At 39.9% G+C, this 13830-nt stretch carries 5 protein-coding genes; 1 reads left to right on the top strand and 4 read right to left on the bottom strand.

What is annotated here, in order from left to right; translation table 11 throughout:
* Positions 1–28 precede the first annotated feature (28 nt).
* From EAH57_RS07295 to EAH57_RS07285, 3 genes are read right to left on the bottom strand one after another with little or no spacing between them, the layout of a single operon-like run.
* Complete coding sequence (locus tag EAH57_RS07295; protein WP_121929486.1) at positions 29–511, bottom strand: hypothetical protein; 483 nt, start codon at positions 509–511, stop codon at positions 29–31.
* Positions 512–522: 11 nt separating this feature from the next.
* Positions 523–7653: a DUF637 domain-containing protein gene (locus EAH57_RS07290; protein WP_121929485.1), complete on the bottom strand. Its 7131-nt coding sequence runs from the start codon at positions 7651–7653 to the stop codon at positions 523–525.
* Between the two features lie 45 nt (positions 7654–7698).
* A complete protein-coding gene (locus EAH57_RS07285) occupies positions 7699–9462 on the bottom strand; it encodes a ShlB/FhaC/HecB family hemolysin secretion/activation protein (protein ID WP_121929484.1) in 1764 nt (587 codons plus the stop codon).
* Between the two features lie 369 nt (positions 9463–9831).
* Between EAH57_RS07285 and EAH57_RS07280 the strand changes: the two genes are divergently transcribed.
* Complete coding sequence (locus tag EAH57_RS07280) at positions 9832–12021, top strand: TonB-dependent siderophore receptor (protein WP_121929483.1); 2190 nt, start codon at positions 9832–9834, stop codon at positions 12019–12021.
* 45 nt (positions 12022–12066) lie between these two features.
* Here the strand turns inward: EAH57_RS07280 and glpD are convergent, their stop codons facing one another.
* Entirely contained in the window at positions 12067–13587 is a 1521-nt protein-coding gene (gene glpD, locus EAH57_RS07275) for a glycerol-3-phosphate dehydrogenase (RefSeq protein ID WP_121929482.1), read from the bottom strand.
* Positions 13588–13830: the final 243 nt, after the last annotated feature.

Below are 13830 nucleotides of genomic sequence, written 5' to 3'. Positions count from 1 at the left end.
TCAAACCAAATAGTACCGTAGACTATCATCACAAAAAATGCAGATCCAGCCTTTTAGCCTCAGCTTCATCGCCATACCACCATACTGCTTTGTCTTTAACTTTAGCTGACATTTCTTCGTTTACCCCATAATCTTCGCTATCCAATAAAGGATCATCCCCATTTTGATATCTAGGTATAACGATATTATTAATAAACAAATTATAAGCCTGTTGATGGCAATGCGGACATGCAGGCAATGACCGTAAAAAGCGTTTTAAGTTATCTTGAATATATTCACGATAAACAGGACCACCATGAACAGCGTAATCTGGTAATTCTTCATTTAAAATAGGATCACTGCGCCCTGTGATCCATACAATGGTATGGCAATTTGCACATTGTGCGCCTAAAGCTTCAGACCTCTCATACTCATTCGGTGGAGTAAATAAAATCCCCTTTTGCTCATATCCTTTTTGATACCAGACACCGATCCCCAATTGGCTCGCCGCCACTTGATGTAAAGCCCTCATTCCGCTGCTCCTTATTTTGTTAAAATTGGTTTATCCAATACAGGCTTGATTTTCGCTGGATCATAGCGATCACCGAATAGCACCACGGCACGGTTATTATTTGAACCTGTATTACGACTACTATTATAAATAATACCCGAGTAACCCTTATCATAGGCTTGGTTGGCAATACTGTTTGTATAGGCGTATATGGCATCTTTTCTGGCTAATTCAGATTTTGTCATACCGTCTGGTGCAATTTCAGTTAGTTTCTTCTGATCAATACCCATCTGTTTTAATATCTTCGGATCGGTTAAATCCAATACATTTTTAACTTCCACCTGACCGACAAATAAAGACTTACCATTGACTGCTTGTCTTACCTCAAAATATGAGGTGACGATGTTTTCTCCAAAATAAACATCTCCGCCTGTAGGTCTATGATTAAAATCTGAAAACCTATATTGTGCTTTTGGATTGGTACTTAATGGCGCAAAATTAGGATCATATATTTTATGACCATCCAGACTGACGGGAACACCCTTGTCAGATATAATCACAGGATCTTTTAGAACTTTGTAGCTGACTTTCGCTGCTACTTTTTCCGTTAATATCGCCCCACCTTTGACTGCACCAGCCCCGCCAGCAAATATACTCACTACATCAGTCACGAGTTTTCCTGTTTCCAGACCCGCATTATATGAACCCGATGGACCAGCCTTCTGATATTCTGCTTCGGCTTTGTTAATCTTGTTTGTTAAATCTTCTTTTATTGCATTACTGATTTTACCCAGTGCATTTTCACTACTGATCACATCTTTGAGTGCTTTATACGTTTCTATTGGGCTGAGGGCCATTTGGACTAATCCGACCACCGACTCTACAACAGATACAGGAATACCAGCAGCAAAGCCTGCTGCATAGCTCGCATCTTGTCCTGCATCAATCGCCGCCCATTTGACGATTAACCCACCACAAGTCACGACATTACAATTATTCAGCTCCTGTTTCTTTAGTTTTTCTTGTGCATGACTCAGATAGTTGTTTTTAACTGCCGTTTCAGCAGCATTGGCAGCAGCAGTCACATCGTTACCAGTGTAGGCAGCAACAATCCCTGTCGTTAGTTTACTAATATTAAGAATTTTTTGTTCTTCTGCCGCTGTATATTCAACACCATTCGCTGGCTTAAACATATTTTCTGCAATAACTTCACCCAAAGCCGCACCAAGTGCTCGTGATTGACACTCTTTATCAACCAGACCTGTAGCGCAACCTGCTGCTGCATGAGCTGCGATGGCAACAACTTTGCTCACAAATGCATTATTACTCATGCCCAATGTATCGCCAATTGTACCTGCTAATGGAGCTTGCAATGAATTTGCTAATCCTGATAACAAGGCTTTTTCCAACCCTTCACTCAGACTTGTACCATTAACAGTAGAGTCAATGAGCGTACTACCTACGCCTTGTATCATGCCATTTGCCATTCTGTTAGCAACGTCATTGATCGCCGCATTGCTGCTAATATTTAAGTTAGTCGCAACTCCATGCAACAATCCCGCAGTCACCACACTTGTTGCCAAACTTTTAACAGAATCTTTGCTGCCCAGATCTTTCAAGGTCTGACTTAGATCACCACCATTGTTTATGGTACTAATACTTGCTTGTGTCAGTAATGAAGTAACAGCAGCATTTGCCATTGCACCCAGTGCGGATACACTGACAGTGGTTACTCCCGCAACAGTGGTCGTTGTGATACCTGCCGCACCAATCATACTAGCACCTAAACCAACAGTCGTTCCGCCTGCGGCAGCCCCTCCTGCTGCTCCAGCCGCAGCTGCAGTACCTGTCCCCATAGTCGCTATCGTTACAATAATCACAATGAGCGCAGCTCCAGCACCTGTCAACCCTTGAGACTTATAATCCCAACTCTCTTGTGCCAGCTTAACCGCTTCCCAATTCACATCTTTACGGTTAACCAAATCTTTTAGGTAAGCATTGCCAGGTTGGTTCGCAAGTTTTAAAACTTCTGCTCGGACATCATTATCTTTACCTGATACAACTGGAACTTGAACAGTTAAGCCACCTTTTGCTTCAAACTTCGGTGCAACAGGTCCATTAAAGGTAGGTAACTTTGATGTTTCAGTAATCGAACCTTGGTCTTGCATTGATTGCCAAACCACACTATTACTTGTTTTATTCAGTGTTTCTTCTACAAGTTCCGATGCACCAAGGAGATAAATTTCCTGACCAGCCTTTATATCTGCACCTTCCAAATAATTAAACTCAGTACCTTTTAAAACAATATTGCCATCGGCTTGAGCACCGATATAACTTGCTTCTAAAACAGCAGGTAACTCTGATTTGATATTTCGTGTGCTGGTATATTTGGACTTATTAAGTTTAATACCGATCCATGAACTACTCTTACTGATATCAAGGGTATTATTAGAGATATTATCAGCAGTTAAAAGGTTGATATCACCGCCCGCTAAAATCGTAACTTTACCACCATGTGCCGTTAACTGACTTGAATACATATCGATACTGGTACGATGTGGTCCAGTTTCTTTATCATCAGCCTTTTTCGGCTCTCCACTTTTGACATTGATGTTTTTTGCATCAATATCGACCGATACACCACCAACACGTTCAGCCGTTTTTATCGTGGTTGTGGTCTTTTTCTTCCCATACCATTTTCGTTTGGTTTCTGTTTTCTTACTCTTATCGTAGCTATTTTCAACAGCCACATCAAAAATAATATTTTTATAGGCTTCAATATCGACATTACCATTATTCGATGTGATTCCTACGCCTTGTAAGATCAAATTATCTGTGGCACTTTTGCCAGTGGCTTTGATTGTAACGCCTTTATCGCCGTTGATTGTGGTCGCATTTACAGGGCTACGCCAATTATAATTATCATTAGTCACCTGACCAATTTCATAGGAGTCTTGGGTGGCATCGATAATGATGCTTCCCTTAATTTTTCCTTGTTTGACACTATTTTTTATATTGCTCTTAAATTCACCTTGAATTAAATACTCCTCATCAGCCAATGTACCTGCTGCTTCAAGAAGAACCGAACCCTTTTTAGCATCAATAGTTGAACCACTAATACTTAGACCTTGTTTAGAGATCAAATTAATATTGCCCGTATTACTCGTCAGGGTTGCACCTTGATGCTCGTAGCCATTTAAGTTCTTACTTAAAATTGCAATTGTCTGTTTGGTATCATCAGACTCTTGCGTATATGGTTGAGCAACGGTCACATCAGTATAATATCTTGTCCCTGTTGAAGCACTATACTTCGTAGTAAGACCATCGCCATAAGGTGTCACCGTAATTTGATACTTTTCGTTTAATTTTCCTACCAACAATTTTATTTCGTTTAATGCACCAATCACTCCATTTTTTGTGGTGTAATTATGATTTACTAAATACATCATTCTTTTATAATTTTCATCGTTAATCAATGCAGCATATTCTTGGTCTAAATAAATCTTTCTCGTATTTAAATCATTGATATGTTTTGTTGATGGTTGATTTATCAACGTATTCCTCACACCATCCACAATTAAATCACCACCATTTGATACAATCGAAATATCTTTAGCCGCAGTTAATTGTGTTCCCTGTAACTCCACTTTTTGACCAACAAGCTTAATCCCACCAGTGGTTGTGTCGAGCTTAACGACTTGCTCACTGCCGTAGCCAGTTAAGTTTTTGCTTAAAGTTGTTATTGTCTGTTTGGTATTATCTGACTCTTGCGTATATGGTTGAGCAACGGTCACATCAGCATAATACCTCGTCCCTGTTGAAAAATCAGACTTCGTAGTAAACCCGTCACCATAAGGTGTAACCGTAATTTGGTACCTTTCGTTTAATTTTTCTACCAACAATTTTATTTCGTTTAATGCACCAATGACTCCATTTTTTGTAGTGTAATTATGATTCACCAAATACATCATTCTTTTATAATTTTCATCGTTAAGCAACGCAGCATATTCTTGGTCTAGATAATCCTTTCTTGCATGTAAATCATTGATATCTTTTATCAGCTTATTCTCTACGCTATCCAAAATTAAACCACCGCCATTCGATATAATCGAAATATCTTTAGTAGCGTTTAATCGTGTTCCTTGCAACTCTACTGATTTACCTGCAAGACTGATTCCACCATTGGCGGTGTTAAGCTTAACCACTTGCTCACTACCACTCCCTTTGGTTTCACCATAACCAATAAGTTTTAAGTCACCATTTTCACTCATCAGATCATAATCACCCACCGCACTCAGTGTCAGTAACTTAGGATCGATGGTTAAATTATTGTTGGTTTGAATACTTAAATTACCATTAAGTTTGTTTAAGTCCTTGTCATTATTCAATAGCGGCGAACCTGTAGCTGTCACCTTGACATTCTTATTCACATCAAAGCCAGCACCGCTTTCAATCAGTACAGCCCCACCTTTAATATCTGTATTTTGTAGATACTGACCAGCACCACTGACCAATGAAAGCACACCATCAGCTTGTAGCTTGACAGTATTACCCACCCCCCAGTTTGTCGTACCATCTGCTACTACAATACTCGAACTCAAGTGCAGCCTATCTTTAGTGCTCAATGCTGTATGCCCAGCAGACTGAGCTGTAACATGATGCAAGGTTTGACGACCATCAGCATGTAAAGTTGTGTTTGCACCACTCTTAAGGTTCATACCATATAAGAACTGTGTGCCTTTTGCTTGCGCTTGGATGTTCCCTGTGGCGTTTAAATTACCCCAATTTAGGCTATTATTCGCACCACCATTGATCAGGATATTTTTACCGTTTAACTCACTCCATAAATAAGTTTTGTTAGGACTAAAACTTCCATCTGCCTTTTGTTGTTGGGTAATTACATCTGAGCGTACTAAACTAATATTGCCTTTTGCATCTAACTGAATATCACCATTTTTAGCATCTAAATTAATGGTATTTAAACGTAGATATCCGTTATCAATTGATGCGATCTGAATACCTTTCTCTGCTGTGATTTTACTTGGAGTATAGGTGACATTTTTGGCATCTGTGCCCGTTACAACAGTTTCAACTTTGTTTGCAGCTAAGATGACATTTTTACTGGCTAATAACGATGCTTTACCTAAAGTCGTCGCTTGCAAGCTATTTGCAGTAATACTGCCATTTGAAGCATTAACGTTGATATTGCCTGTATTTGCCCATAACCCCGTACCTTGATCTAACAGGATATTGCCACCATTACTCACAATATCGAGATCATTAGCACTTGAACCCGCAAGTTGGATATTTTTAGTGGTTACACTTTTACCGGATAGACTCAATCCACCGCCACCTTTTAAGGTTGAACGCGTACCTGTCCCTTGTACGGTAAGGGCATTTCCCGCCCCAAGTTGAATCTTCCCTGCGGTATATGGAAATAGTTGATTCGCAGTAGTAAAGCTTAAGTTACCCCCTGCATAAACATTCAAGCTGTTGATCTGTGCCAAAGTACTATTGGTTTTCTTTACAAAATCAATGTTATTTAGAATAACGTCTTTATCTGCATAAATTGCAAGCTCTTTTGCTGCGCTAACACTTCCACCTTGAACCGTGATTTTATTTAACGCCGTTTCTTTTGAGCTGGACTGTAATTGGATATTGCCTGTTGATGCATGTAAGCGTGTATCGGTAAGATTGAGGTGATTATTCGCACTGACCGTCAAATCTTTAGCCGCAACCAATCCTGCTTTGTTTGAAGTGAAGTCCTTTTGTGCTTGGATGTGTGCTGATCCTCGATTACTTCTCAATTCGGCATTTGCAGCTAAATTGATATTTGTAGCATCAATATAGAGGTCGCCAGTTGCCCCCATATTTCTGATCTTGGCTGAATCAGCTAGGTTGACATTGCCTTTGGCACTGATGATCAAAGGTGAAGATGCAACACCTTCATAATTCAAAGTCACATCTTTAGCTTTAATATTGATATCATTTCCAGAGTCTAGACTTAGCAAACCAAAGCTACTAATCGTCCCTGCTGAATTAATATCAGCGGCTGTCCCCGTGCCTGTAGTCGAGACACTGACCAAACCTTGAGTTTTACTGGTTGAGCTGATGCTTCCTGTATGCTCAATCTTTCCTGCACTGGTGACCACAAGATTATTTACCGCTTGTAGGGTGCCCGCATTATTAACCCCTAGTCCTTTTTCTGTACCTACAAGATAGATGTTATTGGCATACATGCCACCCAATGCTTTGACATCGATGGCAACGGTTGGTGCCGCCGCAGTTGAGGTTTTATCCTGAATTTGTGTGAGATCTGCACTAATGGTATTAGCACCTGTCACCACCTGAATGTCTTGTTCAGCATGGAGTTGTGCATTGAGTTCTAAAGCTCTGGTATAAATATCAAGATAGTTGGCGTTGTTATTTGCCCCACCCAAGCCGAACTGTGAGCCTGTATTTGCAGAAATGGTGATCTTACCCTGGTCGATCACAAATTGTTTGATCGAACCATCCGCATTGAACTGCGGCTTACCAGTCGTTAAAGTGGCTCGATTGGCATTAATAAAACCACCACCTTTAACATTGATCCCCGATGGGTTTGCAATAATCAAATCAGCGCGTTGACCTGCAATTTCAAGGTTACCTTCAAATTGGCTCGCTCGTGCTGAATTGACTTCATTTAAAATTAGACGAGCTTCACCTGTTTGTAAGTATGGATTAGCTCCTACACTGCCAACGATACTTGAGGCAGCACCTGTACGACTGTTATTGAGTACTGCCCCCTGCGTTGGGACATCAAACTCTTTATAAATGTTGTGTGATACACCGCTTTTATTCGGTGTTTGAATATTAATGACAGGTACATTTTGTTTTTGTGAGTTTTGTCCAACCCCAATTACAGGTCGATTTGCAGCCGGTGCGCCAGTGTCTGCCACCATGCCTGCATAAACCGTTGAAAGTGGCATCCACATACTCATACTGGCAACCAAGGCCTTGACGTGCCAAAGCTGATGGAATGATTCATCATCAGCACTGGTCGTTGCTGTGGTTGAACCACTACTTTGACCTGATGCTTTACTTTGGCTTTTTGCATTTTCTGCAACAGCCATAAACATTTGACGAGCTTTGTTATAAATAATACGGTAACGATTCTTGTTCATATCGGTTCTGCTATAAGTTGAATATTCAAAAATTAAAAATATGGTTTAGTACGAATAACTGAGGCTAAAGCCTGTAACCCAATCTTTTTCTAAGGTTTTTGGTGCAACTAGCCCATGTCCTGCAAAGGCATCTAAATACACCCCTCGGGAATAGCTACGCAGTCCAAATACACTGCCTATGAGGTGTCGTTTACTGGCAATGCTATTGCGTCCGTTGACCCAGCCTTGATCAATACCCAAATAAAATTGGGTATTAGGGATCGCTGTTCCAAAGCTCATTTCCTGTTGTAGGTAATGTCCGTTATCTCCTGAGAGCATGACATCACCATCAAAGCCTCTAACACTGTATCGACCACCAATATAGAAGCGATCCTGGGGGACTAAAATCTTAGGCGCATATTGCCCTTTCCAGCTCAAACGGTATTGGGCGGGATGTTCTAAAATCAGTAAGGGATAGTTAAGGCGTAGGTCCGCACTCCACAATGGTGCTCTTGAATACCCTTCTGAAGGAAGCAATACACCATTGACGCGGATTTGTTCTTCTGAGGCGAGTTTGGCATTAAAAGCACCAGTTCCATGTCGATAGTCCAGCCCTACATCTACAGTGCCATCCCCCACATATTGACGGTGTTGTAATCCTGCATTCCAACCTGAAGTTTGACGTCGTTGTACGCCTACCTCAATGTCGTCAATAAAGTTTTGGCTACGCTTATGATAGACTTTGCTATATACACTGGTCTTATAGTGACTACCACGGCTTAAAAGACGTGAAATGGTCAAATTACTTTGTTGGTTTTTACCGCTATATAAAATTGGTTCGTTATAGCCTGCAACATATTGTTCGTATTCTGACTGGTTAAAGCTAATACTCAGATCATAGTTACGAAATGGGAGTTGATAGCTCGCAAAGTAATTTTGGTTACGATCACGATGCAAGTTATCTAATGAATGACTAAAGTTTAGATTGAATGCATCGTTAAGATGAAATGGGCTATTTACCCCAATCCCGACATTGCCAATATATTTCCCCGTACTTTTACTGCCCGAGTCATCAACGCCAACATTGAAATTCAGCTTTTGTAAGGATTCAGCAGAAATCAATACATCACTATAGCCGCGATGTTCATGGTGCTCATCAGTTGTTGGTACTATTTGAAGGTCTAAACGTCGATTGGTTGCTCGTTTTAAATTTTCTAAGCCTTGATCAAACTGCCGCAGATTAAGGACATCATTTTCCTTAAAAGGTAACGCAGCCGAAAGTTCTAATTGCGAGGGTTCTGCTTTTTGCCGAATCACTTGATGCAATCGCCCTAGTTCAAGCTGTAATTCTAAAATGCCCGTATTTAAGTCTTGTTGAGGAGCAATGACTTGCGTTGTGAGGTAGCCTTTCTTAAGCACTTCATTCTGTGCAAATTTCACCAAGTTTTGTAGGCTTTGCGTGCCAATACATTGCCCCAAAATTCCTTTTTTGGGATCACTTAATGCTTTGATGACAAAGTCGAAGTCTTTTGAGCTGTATCTCTGATCCTGATTGTTTGTAATATCTAAACTGAGTTGGTTGATTTTAAAACATGGGTTTTCTGCAACAACAATCGATTGTAAGCTTTGATGATCCTTGGCTGGTTTTGGTGTGAGCTGAATGTTTTGCTCAAGTAATTGTTGCTTTAATTCATTTAAACGCTGGTCCTGCCGAACGACTTCCAATGTAGAGATTTGTTCTGGACTCGGGGGAGACTTTAAGTCAGCAGCGATCGCAGAGAGAGGGATAGATGCTACACATGCAGCATAAAAACGAATTGTTTTATTCATATTCAAATATACAGAATGTTATGTGATGTTACAAACTGAAACGGAATATACATTATTCACTCAACCTTAACAAGAATTGTTATCATCAATATATTTAAAAAATTAATAATAAATTCTAATTTGCTGATTATTATATTTATTTAATTTTTTAAGCATCCCTCATATTGTTAAGACATATTTAATATTAATTACTTATATTTAACTTTTAATAAAAATTAATATCATGTATTCAACTTTTCCATCTTCTATATCTTGTAAATCCCAACTTAATATTTAGATTTCACCCGTGTATCCCAAAACTTCATAACAAAAAAATTGCAAAACAAAACATTTTTAACGATAATTGTAATAATAATATTTCTCATTTACATGGTTGTAAATATGAGCTCGACTCTCTCCTTCAAACGAAACTCACTTTTTCTTGCACTATCAAGCTTAGTCAGCATTAGCCCCTATAGCTTTGCAGCAGAAGAAGTGTCACAGCAACTCCCAACCATTCAAGTCAAAGCGACTCAGAATGAAATTTCAGATTCTGAAAGCACCAAAGCCTATACGATTAAAAATAGCTCAAGTGCGACCAAGCTCAATATCGAAGCCAAAGAAACCCCTCAAACTATCAATGTTGTGACACGCCAACAGATCGAAGACTTTGGTTTAACCTCAACACGAGATATTTTAAATAATACCCCTGGCGTGACAGTCAATGCGCTTGAAACGGAACGAGCCGTATATATGGCACGTGGATTTGAAATTTCTAACATATTAATTGATGGTGTGGGATTTCCACTAACCAATTGGAATACCACAGATATCAATCCTGACAGCTATTTTTATGATCGAGTTGAAGTCGTAAAAGGTGCAAATGCATTAACCAATGCCTTTGGTGATCCAAGTGCAACCATCAATTATGTTCGGAAACGTCCAACAAAAGAATTTCAAGCCAGCAGCTCTCTTAGCTATGGTTCGTGGGACACGCAACGCTATGAAGCGGATGCTTCTGGTCGTTTAAATGATCGTATACGTGCAAGATTGGCTGGCTTCCAACAAACAGGTGACTCACATCTCGATCGTTATTCCTCAGAAAAAAATGGAATTGTAGGCGTTATAGAAGCAGATATTACTGACTCTACCCTTCTCACCATTGGTGCCAGTCAAGAAAAAAATAAGCCAAATGCCAACAACTGGGGTGCGATTCCACTCATGGATAGTTCTGGCAAACAACTCAGTTATGATCGCTCATTTAACCCCAATCCAGATTGGGCATATTGGGACAACACTTCTAGAAATGCATTTATTGAACTAAAACAAAAATTCCTAGATACATGGTCTGCTAACCTAAGCTATAACTACAATGAAAAAGATCGTGAAAGCCAGCTTTTATACTATTACGGCTATCCAAACGCAGACGGCTCAGGAGTTTCATTAACACCAAATGGTTATTTAGAGAATAATAAACTACACACTGCTGATTTTAATCTTCAAGGCAAATTTGACCTATTTAATCGAGAGCATGAAGCAATCATTGGTTATACCTTTTCTAAAAGTGATCAAGTTGACCACCAAAAGCAAGGTACGCTACATGACAGCAATATCAATCATGTAAGCTCTGAATACAACGGACAAATCTCAGTTACACCTTATACAACCAATTGGGCAAGCTGGACACCAAAGCATGTCACTTGGTCAGATTTCGTCAAACAAGCTGACTACAGCCAACGTAATGAATCTATTTATGCCGCCACACGTCTTCACCTCAATGATGATCTCAAAGTGACACTTGGCGCCAACTACGTTAAAGCAAAAAGTGAGGGTTATAGCTACACTTCACCAATGAATTACGATGAAAGTAAGCTTTCGCCTTATGCAGGGATTAGCTATAACTTTAGCCCTGAATATATAGGTTATATGAGTTACACCTCGATCTTTCGCCCTCAAACTTCTGTGAATGAAGCCACAGGAAAAGTTGCCGATCCAATCGAAGGTAAAAGCTATGAGGTTGGGATTAAAAGTGCTTGGTTAGATGACAAACTAACAGGAACCTTGGCAATCTTTAGAACAGAAGAAAATAATTATCCTCTGCGCTCAAGTGACGGACATCCTTTAAATCGAAAAGTTGGCATTAGTGATTTACGCTCACAAGGTGTCGAAGTTGGTTTGGCAGGACAATTAACCGATCAAGTCAACGTCTCTCTTGGTTATGCTCAATTTAGTTTACAAGATCTAAAAAATGGTGGGGCTGCGAGAACTTATAATCCGACTCAAACCTTTAATCTACTGACCACCTATACACCTGCTCAACTACCAAAACTCAAAGTTGGCGCAGGACTGCAATGGCAAGGGAAAACCTCGATTTTTGACAATGTGAAATCGGCGTATTTGAAACAAAGTGATTATGCTTTACTTAATCTAATGGCAAGCTATGAAGTGAACCAACATTTCACCGTTCAGGCCAATGCAAATAATGTCACCGATAAAAATTATTTAAATAGCTTCACTTATAGTCAAGCATTCTACGGAGAACCTGCAAACTATAGCGTTGCGCTTAAGTTTAAATATTAATAAATTTAACCCCTTATCTTAATACTAGGATAAGGGGTCAATATTTTAAGCTGCGTTAGGTGCCTGATTTTTAGTTTTTAAATATACATCCAATGATGCGACCTCATCATTACTCATGCCTAAACCAAGCTTAGAGCGTCTCCAAAGAAGATCTTCACTGGTCGTTACCCATTCGAAACGCCACAAATAGTCCACTTCTCTGACATATAAGCCCTGACCAAAATGCTGCCCAAGCTGCGCGACAGAAGTGGCTTCCCCCAGAATATTCCACACACGTGTACCATAAGCAGATGCCCAACGTTTAGCTAAGGACTCTGGTGCATCAGTCACTTGTAGAAGAATTTCCTGAACCAACTGCTCAACAGTATCCATCTTCTCACCACCTGGCAAGACTTCTTTTGCCGTCCAGCGTCCCTGCATTTCTGGGAAGAATGCTTTGAGCTGCTGCATCGCAGATTCGGCCAACTTACGGTAAGTTGTTAATTTTCCGCCAAATACAGAAAGCAATGGTGCTTCGCCGACTGCTTGCTTTGACAATGCCAAGGTATAATCACGTGTCACCGCAGAAGGATTATCCGACTCGTCATCACACAACGGACGCACACCAGCAAAAGTCGAAATAATTTGGTCTTGAGTTAATTGCTTTTTAAAATGTTCATTACTCACCTTAACCAAATAGTCAATTTCCCCTTGAGTAATTTTCACCTGAGCTGGATCACCTTTGTATTCATGATCCGTTGTTCCAATCATGGTGTATTGATCCAAATAAGGAATCGCAAACACGATACGACGGTCATCATTTTGCATAATAAAGGCCTTATCACCTTCATAAAGCTTCGGCACAATAATATGACTGCCTTGAATTAAACGGATCCCATACGGTGATTTAAGTTGTAAATCTTGTTTGATAAACTGAGCAACCCATGGACCTGCGGCATTGACCAAAGCCTTCGCTTTGATTTGAAATGCCCCCTGTGCATTTTCCAAATCAACTATCCAGTACTCCCCGTCACGCTTGGCGGATAAGCAACGGGTCCGTGTCACAATATCAGCACCTTTTTCACGCGCATGCATCGCATTCAGCACCACTAAACGTGAGTCATCTACCGCACAATCAGAATATTCAAAACCACGGGTAATCGCCGAGTTTAATGGGCTATCTTCTTTAAAATAAACGTTATTTGAACCCAGTAATTTCTCGCGCTTTCCAAGGTGATCATAGAAAAATAGTCCTGTACGAATCAGCCAAGCTGGGCGTAAATGTGGACGATGTGGCATGATGAAGCGCATCGGACGAATAATATGTGGCGCTTTATTCAATAACACTTCACGCTCAGCCAACGCCTCTCGCACTAAGCGAAACTCTTTGTGTTCTAAATAGCGCAAACCACCATGAATGAGCTTACTGCTTGCGGAAGAAGTATGACTCGCTAAATCATCCTTTTCACATAAAAACACCGATAATCCGCGACCAGCCGCATCGACTGCGATACCTACACCATTGATACCACCACCAATGATCGCAAGATCATAAATTTTATTCGTTAGCTGAGGAGAATTTGGCATACATCACCGCAAATTTTCGATATTGTTCAATAATGAAAATTTAAACATATAAAATGAAAATAGACAATAAAAATACACGATAAAAATGTCAATTTATCGACATTTTTAGACTGATGGTAAAAAACTGAAAGAAAGGGGGAAATAATGATAAGCTTATTAAATACAATATTTATAAAGAATAAAAAATAATTTTATATAAAGTGAACGAAGCAAAAAACAGCTCATTCAAAAAAAGTAACATAT

The organism is Acinetobacter sp. 2JN-4, assembly GCF_003687745.1.
Classification (GTDB): domain Bacteria; phylum Pseudomonadota; class Gammaproteobacteria; order Pseudomonadales; family Moraxellaceae; genus Acinetobacter; species Acinetobacter halotolerans.
Note: the sequence above shows the minus strand (reverse complement) of the source record. Positions and strands in the feature narration are given on the sequence as shown.

Excerpts from the sequence above, each read along its gene's own strand:
- EAH57_RS07280 (WP_121929483.1), top strand. The coding sequence starts at position 9,832 with ATGGTTGTAAATATGAGCTCGACTCTCTCCTTCAAACGAAACTCACTT.
- glpD (WP_121929482.1), bottom strand. The coding sequence starts at position 13,587 with ATGCCAAATTCTCCTCAGCTAACGAATAAAATTTATGATCTTGCGATC.
- EAH57_RS07290 (WP_121929485.1), bottom strand. The coding sequence starts at position 7,653 with ATGAACAAGAATCGTTACCGTATTATTTATAACAAAGCTCGTCAAATG.
- EAH57_RS07285 (WP_121929484.1), bottom strand. The coding sequence starts at position 9,462 with ATGAATAAAACAATTCGTTTTTATGCTGCATGTGTAGCATCTATCCCT.
- EAH57_RS07295 (WP_121929486.1), bottom strand. The coding sequence starts at position 511 with ATGAGGGCTTTACATCAAGTGGCGGCGAGCCAATTGGGGATCGGTGTC.